Genomic DNA, 14,357 nt, shown 5'->3' on the forward strand with positions numbered 1-14,357 from the left:
TCCGACGACCGTAGCCCCCACCACCGACAGGCGTGCTCATGCGCGCCGGTCCTCGCGCTCGTGCAGCAGGGCCACCAGCTCCGCCGCCAGCCCCTTCGCGGTGGCGAGTCCCTCCGTGCCCCACCGCCGCGGACCACGTCCACCGCGCACACCGTGCCCAGTACGATCCCGCGCCGGTCGGTCAGCGGCGCCCCCAGGTAGGACCGGACCCCGCTCTCGTCCACCACCGCGTCCCCGGCGAACCGGGCGAAGTCCCGTACGTCCTCCAGCACCAGCGGGCGCCTTCGCACCACCACGTGCGGGCAGTAGCCGCGGTCACGGGCCAGGACCCGGGCCGGGTAGCCGCTCTCCGGGGCGTCGGGGGCGCGGTGGAGGCCGGCGAAGACCTGGCGCTCCTCGCCGACGAAGTTCACCCCCGCGTGGGGCGCGCCGAGTACGTCCGCCACGCGTCGCGCGAAGGCGTCGAGCTCGGTGTCGGCCCGCTCCCCCAGTCCCAGCTCGCGCAGCCGGACGGCCCGCGCGGGCGCCTCCCGGTCCACGGGCGTGAGCAGCAGGTGTCCGGTCGATTCGTAGGAGAGCATCACGTTTCCCCCGACTCCGTTGACGATGACGATGGTGTTGACGTTGGCGAAGGGCGCAGCAGGTGATGGACCAGGGCGGCCGGCGTCACCCGTCACGGAGCTGGTCAGGCGCGTGCCGCACCGTACGACGGGCACCTCGGGCCCCAGGCCCACCGCGTCCCGGACCTCGTCGGGCGTGTAGCGGTGGCATGCGCCGAACTCGTCGACGGCGGCGATGAAGCCGATCCCGCGCCGCTCGAAGAAGTCGACGGCCGGGAAGCAGTCCGCGAGGCGGCGAGTGTCCGCGATCACCACGGCCCCGAGCGCGCCTGCGGACAACGCAGCGGGTCGGCGCCGGCGCCGAGGTCGCTGAGCAGTTCCTCAGGGCTCAGCGGCTCGACCTCGCTCACCGCGCCGCCGAAGGTGGTCTTGCCCGCCCGAAGCCCCCCGCGACCAGCATCCTCAGGGTGACGGGGGCGTCACAGTCGTCGGCGTAGGCCATCGAGCACCGCCAGCAGGAGGGACTGGTCGTCGGCGGCGAACGACCCTCCACCCGGGAACCGGGGCGCCTGCGCCATGACGGCCCCGTACTCCATCAGATCGGACAGCAGCACCTTCACCACCGCGGCGGGGAGCCGCAGCTGCCCCGCCAGCTCGGCGACGGTGACCGCGGCGGCGCCGGCGCACAACCGCAGCGCGAGGGTGTGCTCGGGGCCGAGCGGGACGCGCGGGCGCACCCCGGTCGCGGTCATCCGCGACAGCAGGTCGAGCGCGACGCCCGGTCTGGTCCGGCCGCCGCTGGCGGTGTACGGCCGCATAACCCGTCCTGCCGAGCCGTCGAGCCACGGTGTGTCCCGCCCCTGTCCGTATGCCCCGTACTCCCCGTGCGCCCCCCTGCCGCGGGCCCTCATCGCTCCACGTTCGCGGCGGGCCGCCGGGGTGCGGCCGAGAGGTACGGCCGGACGCTCTTGACCAGCATCGCCATCTCGTAGCCGAGCACGCCGGCGTCGGCGTCCCGGTCGGCGAGGACGGCCAGGCAGGTCCCGGATCCGGCGGCCGACACGAAGACGAGCGCGGTGTCGAGCTCGACGACGACCTGCCGTACCTCGGCGCCGTCGCCGAAGCGGGCGCCGGCGCTGCGGCCGAGGGAGTAGAGGCCGGAGGCGAGGGCCGCGAGGTGGTCGGCGCTGTCGGGGTCCAGGCCGTGTACGCAGCTCACGAGCCCGTCGGCGGTGAGCAATACGGCACTGCGGGTGTACGGCACCCGTTGGACCAGGCCGCTGAGCAGCCAGTCGAGATCCGAGAGCCGGCCGCCGGTCTTCGTCGCCACTTCGCCGCCCATGGTGATGCGCTCCTTCGTCATACCTGGTCCTCCGACTGTGCGAGGCCGAAGCCCCGCCGGAAGGCGGCCATGAGGCCGGGGTCGTGTACGGGTTGCTCGGGGTCGGCGGGAGGCCGAGGTGCGGGCGCTTCGCGCAGCTGGGGCGCGAGGTGCTGCTGGGCCCGACGCCGCGGCAACACCGGCCTCTCGCCGCCGACGCACTCGTCCCCCGCCCCCTCACCCCGCCGCGTGTCCCGGCCCCAGGCGTCCGCCGCAGGGTCGAGCCCTTGCCCGGCCGCGGACTCGCCCGGCCGGCCGGGCGCCGGTGTGGCCGACGGCTCGGCCGCGGGCGCCGTCCGGGGCAGGACCCCCGGTCCGGCCCACGGTGCCGCCTCGGCGGCCGGCCCCTGCCCGGCCGGCTGCCCGGGCGCAGGCGCAGTCACCTGCGGGCCGGCCTCGAAAGCGGGCCCCGGCCCGGCCTGCCGGTGGGTTTCGGGCTGCTGCCGGGTCCTGGGCTCGGCCGCGGCTCCTGGACGGGCATCCTGCCCGGTACCGGGGCCGGCCGGCGGCCCGCTCGTGGCGGGACCGGCCTCGGGGGCGCCCGACGGTCCCGGCGCGGGGACGGGCCGTCCGGCCGTCGGGTGCCCGGCGCGCGGCTCCGCCCGCGGCCCGGGATCGGGGCTCGGGGCGGGGGCCGTCCGCGGCTCGGTGGGCCGGGCGGGCCAGGAGTCCGGCTGCGGCGAGCCGCCGGGTACGGTCCAGGCGTCCGCCCCCGTCACGGCCGGCCCCGCGTGGGGCTCGGGGCGGGGGGCGGGGATCGTGGGCGGGGCTCCCGCCCGACGCGGCATCGGCATCGGCATCGGCATCGGCATCCGCGCCGGCTCCAGCGGCGGCGTCAGCCGCGAGCCCTGGGCCGCCTCCGCGCCCAGCAGCTCCTGCGGCAGCACCAGCACCGCGAGGACGCCGCCGTAGATGTTCGATTTGAGCTCGACGGCGATCCCGTGCCGGCGAGCCAGCGCCGAGACGACGTACAGGCCGATCCGCCCGTCCGCGAGCAGGCTGCGGACGCCGACCTGGTCGGGGTCCCCGAGCAGGGCGTTCATCCGGTGCTGTTCCTCGGGCGGCATGCCCAGCCCCCGGTCCTCCACCTCCACCGCGATACCGGCGGTGACCCGCTCGGCGCGCAGCACCACGTCGGTGTCGGGAGGGGAGAACACCGTGGCGTTCTCGACGAGTTCGGCCAGCAGGTGGACGACGTCCGCCACGGCGTGTCCGCGTACGGTGCCGCCCGCCGGCGGCACGACCTTGACCCGGGTGTACTGCTCAACCTCCGCGACCGAGGAGCGCAGCACCTCGCTCAGGTCGATGGGCCGGGTCCACTGGCGGCGGGACGCCGCACCGCCCAGCACCGCGAGGTTCTCGGCGTGGCGGCGGATCCGGGTGGCGAGGTGGTCGACGTGGAAGAGCTCCTTGAGCAGGTCCGGGTCCTCGACCGTGTCCTCCAGGTCGTCCAGCAGCGAGATCTCGCGGTGGACGAGGGAGTGCAGCCGGCGCGCGAGGTTGACGAAGACCTCGACCTTGCGCTCGCTGTCGGAAGGGGTGGCCGGTCCGGCGAGCCGTACGAGGGCGGTGTGGGCCTGTTCGCGGGCGCCGCGCAGCTCCTGGGAGAGGAGCCAGAACTCGTCCACGCCGGCCGGGTCGCCGCCGGTGAGCGGCGCGTTCGGCCCGCCCCGGACCGGCCGCGGCGGGGCCTCGCCCCGCTCCAGCCGTTCGGCGGCCGTCCGCAGCTCCTGGCGGCCGCGCACGCTGGAGCGGCGCAGGGCCTCGCACCGGTCCCGTACGGCCTTGGCCGCGCGCTGCGCGCCGAGCAGGGCGGCGGCCAGCGCTCCGACCACGAGCAGGGCGCAGCCGGTGAGCACCGGCCAGAGCCGGGCGTCGCGGTCGCCGGCCCCGCCGCCGAGCTGAAGGGTGAAGATCACCGCGGCGGCGCCGCTGAGGGCGGCGGCGAGCGTGGGCAGGAGGGCGGCTCGTACCAGCTGGGGGCTTATCTGCCGGGCGGGACCGGTGACGGCGTGTCTCGACGGGGCGTGGCTGGCGGCGCGGAGTCCGGACATCGGCGTCCTCGGTACGTGGGGCCCGGCCCCCAGCGTTCCCGGGGCCCGGTGTTGATCACCGAATACCCACGCTAGACCTCACCGTCCCGCCCCGGAATGCCAGTTGGCGAACTTCACGGGGCTGCTTCCCGCTCCCGACGGAGCGCTCGCACAGCAGCCCGAATGCGCCGGTCAGGCCGCTGGGGCCGCCCGGCGCCGCCCCCGCCCCGCGCCGCCCACGCCCCGGGCCGCCCCCTCCCGGCGCCCGAACGGCGTCGGCCGCCCCCGTGCAGTGGGGCGGCCGGTACCCGCTGCCCGCTACGACCCGACGGACTCCGGCTCCTCCTGCCCGCCGACTGCCGACGACGCCACACGGGCCGCGGTCGCCGCTGCCCCGCCGGCCTCGTGCGCGGGCAGCGCCGCGGGCCCGTCGACGGGTCCGCCCGCAGCCGCCCCGGCCACGAACGGACGCCACCACGGTTCTGCGGGCGCGCCCTCGGTTCCGGGTTCGAACGGCTGGCCCGGGATCGGGAGTGCCAGGGCCGCTCCGGCCCCCTCTGCGGCGGCCAGGGTGCCCTCGCCGGGCTCGTCCCACGGGTGCGGCGCCAGGTTGAAGGTGCCCCAGTGGATCGGCAGCATCGTGCCGTGCGCGGCGCCGCCCTGGAGGTCGAGGTGGGCGCGCATGCCCTCCTCGGGAGTCATGTGGATGTCGGGCCAGTACTCCGAATACGCCCCGATCTGGATCATCGTGGCGTCGAAGGGGCCGTGCTCGGCGCCGATCTCCGCGAAGCCCGAGAAGTAGCCGGTGTCCCCGCTGTGGTAGATCCGGTGCTCGTCGCCCGCGACCACCCAGGAGGCCCACAGGGTGTGCTGCTGGTTGCGCAGACCGCGGCCGCAGAAGTGCCGGGCGGGGGTCGCCGTGAGGGACAGTCCGTCGATCTTGGTGGTCTCGTTCCAGTCGAGCTCGCGCAGCCGGTCGGCCGGCACGCCCCACCGCTCGAGGTGCGCGCCGACTCCGAGCGGGACGGCGAAGACCGTGTCCGTGCCGGCCAGTGCCTTGATCGTCGGCAGGTCGAGGTGGTCGTAGTGGTCGTGCGAGATGACCACGACGTCGACCTCGCCCAGTGCGGCCAGCGGGACCGGCACCGGGTGCAGCCGCTTGGGGCCGGCGAAGGGGAAGGGGGAGCAGCGATCGCCCCACACGGGGTCGAACAGCACCCGGTGCCCGTCGATCTCCGCGAGCACGCTGGAGTGCCCCATCCAGGTCAGGCGCAGTCCGCTGACCGGCGGCTTCGCCAGGTCCGCGAGGGTCGTGGGGTGCACCGGGATCGCGGCCCCGGGGCTGCGCCGGATCCGCTGCTCGCGGTGGAAGTAGGTCTTCGCGAACTCCGCCATCGACCCCGATGGCCTGCTCCGGGCCCCGACCGGGTTCTGGAAGACGCCGTCGGCGAAGTTCGGCGAGCGGCGGATCCGCTCCAGCCGGGCGCCGGACGGGTCCGCGCCGAAGGCTTCGGGCCGCAGGGCGCGCAGCCGAGGACGGAGGGGACGGGAGCCGGTCAAAGCGCCTCCTGGGAGGGGTGGGGTCGGTGCGGTCGCATGGCTACGACCATCCCAACGCGCACCGGCCCCGAAGGATTCCGCTTGCCGCTCCCGCCCCTCGTGTCCTTGTCCCCGTGCTCTCGTGTGCTGTGGCTACAGCGGCAGCAGGTCCGGCCGCTTCGCCGCGACGTGATCGCCGGAGGACTCGCCGCGCAGCCGGCGGCCGATCCACGGCACCAAGTACTCGCGGGCCCACTGGATGTTGTCGCGGGTCACGTCCACCGACCCGCGCGGGCGCAACTGCGGCCACGGCTGGTCGGGGTCGGCGGGCACCTCCAGGCCGAGCACCTGGGCGGCGCGCAGTGCGACACGGGTGTGCCCCTCCGGCGAGAGGTGCAGCCGGTCCGCGTCCCAGGCGCGCCGGTCCTGTACGGACTTCAGCGACCAGAGGTCGAGGACCGGGCAGTCGTAGCGGTCGGCGATGGCGCGCACGTGCGCGCTGTACGTTGCGACCTTGCCGCGGAGGTGCTTGAGGACGGGCACCCCCCGGGTGTCGAAGCCCGTGGTGATCATGACGCGGCCGACGGCTCCGGTGAGGTCGGCCACGGCCGCCTCGAACCGCTCCGCCACGCCGTCCGGGTCGCTGCCGGGCCGGATGATGTCGTTGCCGCCCGCGCAGAAGGTGACCAGGTCCGGGGCGAGGGCCTTGGCCCTCGGCACCTGGTCCGCCACGATCTGGTCGAGGAGCTTCCCGCGCACCGCGAGGTTCGCGTACCGGAAGTCGTACTCGTCGCGCTGATCGGCCAGGAGCACGGCGAGCCGGTCCGCCCAGCCGAGAAAGGAATCCCCAGGCCCCGGGTCCCCCACGCCCTCAGTGAAGCTGTCCCCGATCGCCGCGTACGAGCCGATGGTCTTGAGTTTCGTCGTCGTCGCTGCCACGAGAACCCATCCTTCACTCCCGCACGCAACCTACGCCAACGTAATGAGGGGTTGACGGGCCGTGATCTCTACCACGCCGGGCATAAGGAACGGGTACACGTGAGGCCGGGGCCCCCCTCGGGTCCCGGCCCCACGCGTGTCGGTGCTCCGTCGGCGGGTGCCGTCAGAGGCTGGCGCCCTTCGAGCGGAGGTAGGCGATCGGGTCCATGTCCGAGCCGTAGGACGGGCTCGTGCGGATCTCGAAGTGCAGGTGAGGGCCGGTCGAGTTGCCCGTGGAGCCGGAGAGGCCGATGCTCTGGCCGGCGGTGACGCTCTGGCCGGAGGAGACGGAGAGCTGGGAGAGGTGGGCGTACTGGGAGTACTTGCCGTCCGCGTGACGGATGACGACCTCGTTGCCGTAGGCGCCGCTCCAGCCGGCGGAGACGACGGTTCCCGCGCCGACGGCCTTGACGCTGGTGCCCATGGCGGCGATGAAGTCGACGCCGGTGTGGTAGCCGGAAGACCACATGGCGCCCGCGACCTTGTACTGGGTGGAGATGCCACCGCCGACCGGGGCCACGAATCCGCCGGCGGCGGGCTGCGCGGCGGGAGCCCCGGCGGGGGCGGCGGGCGCCTCGGGGGCAGAATCCTGCCGCGCCTGCGGGGCGGCGGGTCGCCCGGCAGGCTTCGGCGCCTTCGGGGCCGCCTTCGGGGCCGCCTTCGGGGCCGCCTTCGGCGCGGCCTCGGGGGCGGTGCGCGGGGCGGGGACGGCGTCGGCCGGAGCGGCGGCCTCGCCGCGGCCGCCGAGGGTCAGCTTCAGGCCGGGGTGGATCAGCGACGGGTTGGCGCCGACCGCCTCGCGGTTCTCGGCGTACAGCCGCTGCCAGCCGCCGGAGAGGTTGCGCTCCGCGGCGATCTCGGAGAGGCAGTCGCCCGGGACGACCGTGTAGACGGTCGGCGCGGCCTGCACGGCGGCCGCGGGAGCGGCGGGTGCGGCCTGGAGGGCGGCGGGGGCCTGCGGGGCCACCGCGGGTGCGACGGCCGGGGCGCCGGCCGCGTTGGCGCCGGCGGCACCCATCAGCGGCAGGGCGAGGGCCGCGCCGCCGGTGCCTGCGACCGCGAATCCGCGGGAAATGGAAAGGGACTTGGGACGGCGGTGCTTACCCTTTGCAGGCATGGCGCATTCCTCTCCGGCGCCTACGAGGTGAGCTGTCGGGTTCGGACTGGAGATGTCCGGCCGTACATGTACGGGACATGAACGGCTTCACCCCGAGCCGTACCGGAGAAAAGATCTCCGAAACAGCGGCTTACCTGGTTCCCCCGCTCCTGCCGCGCGAAATGGTTTGGTTGCGGTTTCCGGGCGGCGGCAGGATTCGGCGATCCACCCGGATCGATCGCGAAGGTAATCCCTTGCGGGCACACCGAACAAGCCGCGAATTCCCTGACGGATTCACAGGCATGAGGGACCGCCGGAATTCCGGTCACCCTCCGTCCATTCCGCTCCGCCAACAGCCGCCCCCACCGGGCCATTCGGCTTCGGCGATCAGGCACTCACGGTCACCGTATGATCTGGCTCACGGGGACGTGCCCGATCTCGCCTCCGGTTATGGCAAGTTGGCGCCAAGTAGCTCAATTCGGACAGAGGACACGCGAGAGGCGGAGGAGTTCCCTTGACCCAGCAGATACAGGAGCCGGAGCTGACCGGGGTGCGCAATTTCCGCGATGTGGGCGGATTGCCGACTTCTGATGGACGAACGGTCGGTACGGGACGACTCTTCCGAAGCGGACATCTGGCACATGCCACCGAAACCGATGCAGAGTTTCTCACCTCGCTCGGTCTCCACACCATCTTCGACTTCCGCAACGGCGCCGACCACGCCCTGGAGGGCCCGGACGTCGAACTGCCCGGCGTGCGGAACGTCAACATCCCGCTCTCGGACCCCGCGGACGGCCGGGAGTTCTGGCGACTGGTCCGCGACGGCGACCTCGACCAGCTCCGCTCGATCCTGGGCGACGGCAAGGCGGCGGCCCGGATGTCGCTCTCCTACCGCCGGATCATCCGCGACCGCACGACCGAGCACGGCCGCGTCGTCCGCGCCATCGCCGAGGACAGCGTCCCCGCACTCCTGCACTGCGCGGCCGGCAAGGACCGGGCGGGCCTCTCCGTCGCCGTCACCCTGCTCGCGGTCGGCGTCGAGCGCGAGGCGATCGTGGCGGACTACCTGGAGTCCAACGCCCCGCACCGCCGCTACCGGGTGCGCCGCAGCTCCGCGTCGGCCGAGGCCCGCTCGCCCGAGGTGATGGAGCTGCTCGCGCCGCTCTTCGACGCCCGCGCCGAATACCTGATCGCCGCCTTCGACACCATCGACGAGGTCTGGGGCGGGGTGGACCGCTATCTGGCGGAGGGCCTCGGACTGACGCCCGAGACCCTCGACCGGCTCCGGGACCGGTTGCTGGTCTGATCAGCCGGCCGGGGGACCGGCGACCGGGACCGGGGGGCAGGCGGTCAGCGCGCCGCGACGGCCTGCTTCACCAGCGTCCTGCCGAAGTCCCACATCAGACCGGACCCGCCGTGCGCCTCGTCCATGACCTCGCGGAAGGCGCCGACGAACCGGTCGACGTCCTGCTCGTCCAGGACCAGCGGCGGAATCAGTTTGATCACTTCCAGGTGGTCCCCGGAGACCTGCGTGAGGATCCGGTGCTTCTGGAGCAGGGGCACCACGACCATCTGCGCGAAGAGGCCCTTGCGGGCCGCCTGGAGCATCGTCCAGCGGCTGCGCAGGCCGAGCGAGGACGGCCGGCCGAACTCGATGCCGATCATCAGCCCGCGCCCCCGCACCTCGTGCAGCAGCTCGTACTCGTCCACCAGGGCGGCGAGCCGTCCGTGCAGCAGCTCGCCCGTCGTCCGGGCGCGGTCCACGAGGTGCTCGTCCTCCATCACGGCCAGCACCGCCAGCCCGGCCGCCATCGCCTGCGCGTTGGACCCGAAGCTCGCGGAGTGCACGAGCACCCGGTCCATGGACGAGTAGACCTTTTTGAAGATCCAGTCCTTGCCCAGGGTCGCGCCGACCGGCACGTAGCCGCCGGACAGCGCCTTGGCCACGCACACCAGGTCGGGCTCCACACCCGGCTCGTGCTGGTACGCGTAGAAGTCCCCGGTGCGTCCCAGTCCGGTCTGCACCTCGTCCGCGATCAGCAGCGCCCCCCGCCGGTGCAGCAGCTCCTGCGCGGCGAGCAGGAAGCCGGGCGGGGCGGCGAGGACCCCCTTGCCCTGGATCGGCTCGACGACGAAGGCGGCGACGTCGCCGCGCCTCAGCTCCCGCTCCAGGGCGGCCAGGTCGCCCAGCGCGACCTTGGTGTCGGGCAGCAGCGGTGCGAAGCCGTCCCGGAACCCGCCCTCGCCGTTGACCGAGAGCGAGCCGGTCGTCAGCCCGTGGAAGGCGTGGTCGCAGTAGAGGATCCTGGGCCGCCCGGTGGCGTACCGGGCGAACTTCAGGGCGGTTTCGACCGCTTCGGTACCGCTGTTGCCGAAGAAGACCCGGTCCAGGTGCGGGCTGTACGAGAGGAGCTTCTCGGCCAGCAGCCCGGGCAGCGGCTGGCAGTCGAAGCGGGTGAGGTCGGCGAGCTGGGCGTCCAGGACGTCGTGCAGGGCCCGGCGGACGACGGGGTGGTGGCGGCCCAGGCCCATCACCCCGAAACCGGCCAGCATGTCGAGGTAGTCGTTGCCGTCCGCGTCCCAGAAGTGGGCGCCCTCGGCCCGCTCGTAGACCTTGTCGAAGCCGATGGTGTGCAGCATCCGGGGCAGTTGGTGGTTGAGGTGGCGGGCGTGCAGCTCGTACCGCTCCGCCCCGCGCGCGGCCAGCAGGGCGCCGAGGTCGAAACCGGCGCCCCGCCCCTCTTCCGCCGGGCTCATGCCGACCTGTCCCGGTTGCCTCCGAGCGTCTCCCGGGCGGCCCGCAGGGATTCCTTGAGGGAGCCCATGGTGGCGAGGACGGCGGTGGGCTCGTAGCCGCAGTGCGCCATGCAGTTCGCGCAGCGCGGGTCCTTACCGCGGCCGTACTTGTTCCAGTCGGTCTCCTCGACGAGTTCCCGGTACGTGGGCACGTAGCCGTCGCTCATCAGGTAACAGGGGCGCTGCCAGCCGAAGAGGGAATAGTTCGGAATGGCCCAGGCCGTGCAGGGGAAATCGACCTTTCCTTCGAGGAAGTCCAGGAAGAGCGGGGAGTGGTTGAGCCGCCAGCGCCGCCGGTTGCCGCCCGCGAAGGCCTTCCTGAAGAGGTCGCGGGTCTGGTCGACGCCCAGGAAGTGCTCCTGGTCCGGCGCCTTTTGGTAGGCATAGGCGGGCGAGATCATCATTTCGTCGACCTGGAGGTCGTCATTGAGGAAGTTGAGCACCTCGATGATCGTCTGCGGGGTGTCGGTGTTGAAGAAGGTGGAGTTCGTGGTCACCCGGAATCCGCGCTTCTTCGCCTCCTTGATGGCTTCGACCGCCTCGTCGAAGACGCCCTCCTTCGCCACCGATTCGTCGTGGCGCTCGCGCAGGCCGTCGATGTGCACCGCGAACGCGAAGTACGGGGAAGGGGTGAACTTCTCGATCTTCTTGCGCAGCAGCATGGCGTTGGTGCAGAGGAACACGTACTTCCGCCGCGCCACCAATTGCCGCACGATCTCGTGGATCTGCGGGTGCATCAAGGGCTCTCCGCCCGCGATGGACACCATGGGCGCACCGGATTCCAGCACGGCGCCGACCGCCTGGGCCACCGGCATGCGCTGCTTGAGCACTCCGGCCGGATGCTGGATCTTCCCGCACCCCTCACAGGCCAGGTTGCACGCGTAGAGGGGCTCCAGCTCGACGATCAGCGGGAACTTCTCACGCTTGCGAAGCTTCTGTTCGAGCAGATAGGTCCCGACCCTGATGGTCTGGCGCAGCGGCATGGCCATCTGGCTCACCTCCTGGGGAGCAGCGAAGAACGGTGCCATTCGTAAAACGCGGGCAGTACGGCACGCAGGACACGGAAGGCCGATATTCCCCCGCGCACCGTGCCGATTCGGACGAGCTCATGCTCCGGAGCGTCCACGATCACCCGGACGGCCGCAACAGGGCGGTCGGCACCCCGGACGGCGGCCCAGAGGGTCGCCGCGGACTCCATGTCGACCGCCACGGCGCCCGTGGCGCGCAGCTGTGCGCGCTCCTGGCCGCGGACGACGTGGTCGGAGCCGGTCAGCGGGCCGGTGTGCACGGTCCGGCCGGGGGCGGCCCGGGCGAGCGCCTCGGCGAGCAGCGCGGTCCCGGCACAGGGGACGGTCCCCCGCGGGTCGCGGGTCTCCTCCGCGACGACGAGGTCGCCGGGGCTCATCCCGGGGACGAGACCGGCACAGAACCCGGTGGCGAGGACGGCGGCCCGGTCCATGCCGGGCCGGTCCAGGGTCCGGCGGACGGCGCGTTCGGCCGCGCGCGGGCCCATCCCGGTGCGCAGCAGGGTGTACGCCCCGGCCGGAGCCCCGCGGGTCGCGCGTAAAAGGCCGCGCCCGGTGCTGCGCAGCGCCACCTGCTCGATGCGCAGCGCGCACGCGACCAGCAGCGGGCCGGCCTGCCCGGCGCGGTCCCCTCCGGCGGCGGGCATCAGGGCCGCCCGGGGGCCGAGCCTGCCGGGGCGGACGGTTCCCCGTACAGGTAGCGGCCGAGCGCCGTCAGCGGGAACACCTGCCGGTAGAGGTGGTAGTTGATGGAGAAGTCCCAGGGGAAGCCGGTGCCGGTGAAGTACGGCTCGTCCCAGGAGCCGTCCTCCCGCTGGGTGCCGACCAGGTGCGCGATGCCCCGTTCGACGGCCTTGCCGTCCCGCTCGCCGGCCGCCAGCAGGGCCATGAGCGCCCAGGCGGTCTGTGAGGGGGTGGAGGCGCCCTTCCCGGCCCACGACCGGTCCTTGTAGGAGCGCTGGTCCTCTCCCCAGCCGCCGTCATCGTTCTGTACGGATTCCAGCCAGCGCACGGCGCGGCGGACCGCGGGATGCCTCGGGGCGATGCCGGCCGCGGTGAGGGCGGGCACCACCGCCCCGGTGCCGTAGACGTAGTTGGTGCCCCACCGGCCGAACCAGCTGCCGTCCGGCTCCTGCGCGTCGAGCAGCCAGGCGATGCCGCGCCGGGTCCGGGCGTCGCCCGCCCGGCCCTCGAACGCGAGCATCTCCACCACGTGGGCGGTGACGTCGGCCGACGGCGGGTCGATGACCTCGCCGAAGTCGCAGAAGGGCAGACGGTTCGGGAAGGGGCTGGTGTTGTCGGCGTCGAAGGCGCCCCACGCGCCGTCCTTCGACTGCATGCCGAGGTTCCAGGACACTCCGCGGGCGATGGCCGCGTCGAGCCGGACCGGGTCCGGGTGCCTGATGCGGCGCAGGGCGAGGACGACCTCGGCGGTGTCGTCGATGTCGGGGTAGGTGTCGTTGTGGAACTCGAACGCCCAGCCGCCCGGGGCGAGGCCGGGCCGGCGCACCGCCCAGTCGCCGGTGCGGGTGATCTCCTCGCCGAGCATCCAGTCGGCGGCCTTGACCAGCGCCGGATGGTCGGGGCGCACGCCCGCGTCGGCCAGTGCGATCGCGGCGAGGCAGGTGTCCCACACCGGGGACTGGCATGCTTCGATCATCCGGGCGCCGTCCTCGCGCCGCACCGCGAAGCGGTCCAGGGATTCCAGTCCCGCGCGCATCACCGGGTGCCCGAGGTCGTAGCCGAGCAGGTGCAGCGCGATGACGGAGTACACGGCGGGCGGCTGGATCCCGCCCCAGCAGCCGTCGTTCTCCTGGCGTTCGACGATCCAGCGGGCGGCGGTGTCCATGGCCGCCTTGCGCAGCCGGCGCGGCGCGAACCGCCGGTAGACGTGCAGGGCCCTGTCCATCCGCTGGAAGGCGCCGTCCCAACTGGTCAGCGGTGCCATGCGGGTGGCGGGGTACGGGGTCCGCGCGTCGGTGTGGAGCTCGTCGAGGGCGAAGGGGGCCGGGCGGACCGGGCGCAGCGCGGAGACGACGGTGAGCGGGACGATCGTCTGGCGGGCCCAGCAGCCGAAGTCGTAGATGTTCAGGGGGACCCAGGGCGGCAGGAACACCAGCTCGGGCGGGAGTTCGGGCAGGTGGTCCCAGCTCCACCAGCCGAAGAGCGCGAGCCAGATCCGGGTGAAGACGCGGGCGGCGGCGATACCGCCGTTGGCCCGGATCCAGGCGGAGGCGCGGCTCATGTGCGGGGCGTCGGGCCGGTCCCCGGCGAGGCGCAGCGCGACGTAGGCCTCGATGGTGGCGGAGAGTTCGGGCGGTCCGCCGTGGAAGGTGGCCCAGGTGCCGTCCTCGCGCTGCTCGCCGCGGATGAACAGGGCGGCGGCGTAGGTGGTGGCCTCGTCCCGGATGCCGAGGAACTGCCGCAGCAGGAGGTCCTCGGCGTCCATGGTGACGTTGGTCTCCAGGTCGCCCTTCCACCAGCCCGCGGGGTCCTGGCGGTCCAGGAGGTGCAGGGTGGCGCGCGCGGTGGCCTCGTACACCTCGCGGGGGCAGCCGTCGGGCGGCCGGGGCAGGTCCGCCGCCGTCGCCGTCCGGCCGGGGCCGGGCTTCCCCGGCGGCCGGTAGGCGGCCGGCGGGCCGGTTCGCCGGCCCGGGTCGGGCGGGGCGGCGATCCGCTCGCTCAGCGCGACCGGCACGGAGGGCACGGCGCCGTGCCGGGGGCCGGCCTGGACGGCCGGGTCGGGCAGGCCCGAAAGCCCGTACTCGGTCCGCGGGGCGGCCGCCCCGGCGGGGCCGGGCGGCGGGGCGCCCGGCGTGGATTCGCTGCCGGCGCCGGCGCTCTCCGCGCTGCCGTCGGTCGTCGCTGTCATGGCTTCCCCTTAGAACAGTGTCCTGTGCTGTGCTGGGGTCCGCCGTCGGCCGGAGCCGCCACGATCAGGTGGGGGCG

General features: G+C 73.7%; 11 protein-coding genes, 2 pseudogenes and 1 riboswitch. Of the genes and pseudogenes, 1 reads left to right on the forward strand and 12 read right to left on the reverse strand.

All coding sequences use genetic code 11. The features are described 5' to 3' along the window. Positions 1–36: 36 nt before the first annotated feature. The 8 genes and pseudogenes from AB0F82_RS03065 to AB0F82_RS03100 all read right to left on the reverse strand — a co-directional run bounded on the left by AB0F82_RS03065 (position 37) and on the right by AB0F82_RS03100 (position 7,608). Positions 37–581: pseudogene (locus AB0F82_RS03065) on the reverse strand (GAF domain-containing protein). Beyond that, positions 581–1,062, reverse strand: a pseudogene (locus AB0F82_RS03070) (ATP-binding protein). Before AB0F82_RS03070 ends, AB0F82_RS03065 begins: the two co-directional pseudogenes overlap by 1 nt. Further along, positions 1,040–1,378 carry a DUF742 domain-containing protein gene (locus tag AB0F82_RS03075; RefSeq protein WP_362623211.1) on the reverse strand — a complete coding sequence of 113 codons (339 nt, stop codon included), beginning with the start codon at positions 1,376–1,378 and terminating at the stop codon, positions 1,040–1,042. Before AB0F82_RS03075 ends, AB0F82_RS03070 begins: the two are co-directional and overlap by 23 nt. Before the next feature lie 89 nt (positions 1,379–1,467). Further along, positions 1,468–1,902, reverse strand: a complete 435-nt coding sequence (locus tag AB0F82_RS03080; protein ID WP_362623439.1) for a roadblock/LC7 domain-containing protein — start codon at positions 1,900–1,902, stop codon at positions 1,468–1,470. A gap of 17 nt (positions 1,903–1,919) precedes the next feature. Beyond that, positions 1,920–3,995 (reverse strand): ATP-binding protein, encoded by a 2,076-nt coding sequence (locus tag AB0F82_RS03085; protein WP_362623215.1) that lies wholly within the window; start codon positions 3,993–3,995, stop codon positions 1,920–1,922. Positions 3,996–4,292: 297 nt separating this feature from the next. After that, positions 4,293–5,534: an MBL fold metallo-hydrolase gene (locus AB0F82_RS03090; RefSeq protein WP_362623219.1), complete on the reverse strand. Its 1,242-nt coding sequence runs from the start codon at positions 5,532–5,534 to the stop codon at positions 4,293–4,295. Positions 5,535–5,666: 132 nt separating this feature from the next. Continuing rightward, positions 5,667–6,452, reverse strand: a complete 786-nt coding sequence (locus AB0F82_RS03095; protein ID WP_362623224.1) for an SGNH/GDSL hydrolase family protein — start codon at positions 6,450–6,452, stop codon at positions 5,667–5,669. A 163-nt stretch (positions 6,453–6,615) separates the two neighbouring features. After that, positions 6,616–7,608: a M23 family metallopeptidase gene (locus AB0F82_RS03100; RefSeq protein WP_362623229.1), complete on the reverse strand. Its 993-nt coding sequence runs from the start codon at positions 7,606–7,608 to the stop codon at positions 6,616–6,618. A gap of 2 nt (positions 7,609–7,610) precedes the next feature. Further along, positions 7,611–7,793: riboswitch (cyclic di-AMP (ydaO/yuaA leader) on the reverse strand. 308 nt (positions 7,794–8,101) lie between these two features. Here AB0F82_RS03100 and AB0F82_RS03105 point away from each other — a divergent pair. Further along, positions 8,102–8,893, forward strand: a complete 792-nt coding sequence (locus AB0F82_RS03105; protein ID WP_362623234.1) for a tyrosine-protein phosphatase — start codon at positions 8,102–8,104, stop codon at positions 8,891–8,893. A gap of 44 nt (positions 8,894–8,937) precedes the next feature. On the opposite strand, the gene AB0F82_RS03110 is transcribed toward AB0F82_RS03105, so the two are convergent. The 4 genes from AB0F82_RS03110 to shc are packed head-to-tail and all read right to left on the reverse strand — an operon-like array spanning position 8,938 to position 14,280. Next, positions 8,938–10,344, reverse strand: coding sequence for an aspartate aminotransferase family protein (locus AB0F82_RS03110; protein WP_362623237.1), 1,407 nt, complete (start codon positions 10,342–10,344; stop codon positions 8,938–8,940). Continuing rightward, a complete protein-coding gene (gene hpnH, locus AB0F82_RS03115) occupies positions 10,341–11,372 on the reverse strand; it encodes an adenosyl-hopene transferase HpnH (RefSeq protein WP_362623240.1) in 1,032 nt (343 codons plus the stop codon). The genes AB0F82_RS03110 and hpnH overlap by 4 nt, the downstream gene beginning before the upstream one ends. Before the next feature lie 5 nt (positions 11,373–11,377). Beyond that, entirely contained in the window at positions 11,378–12,055 is a 678-nt protein-coding gene (locus tag AB0F82_RS03120; protein ID WP_356815719.1) for a phosphorylase family protein, read from the reverse strand. Then, a complete protein-coding gene (shc, locus tag AB0F82_RS03125) occupies positions 12,055–14,280 on the reverse strand; it encodes a squalene--hopene cyclase (protein WP_362623244.1) in 2,226 nt (741 codons plus the stop codon). The genes AB0F82_RS03120 and shc overlap by 1 nt, the downstream gene beginning before the upstream one ends. Between the last annotated feature and the right edge of the window lie 77 nt (positions 14,281–14,357).

Source organism: Streptomyces virginiae, from assembly GCF_040638905.1.
GTDB lineage: Bacteria > Actinomycetota > Actinomycetes > Streptomycetales > Streptomycetaceae > Streptomyces > Streptomyces virginiae_B.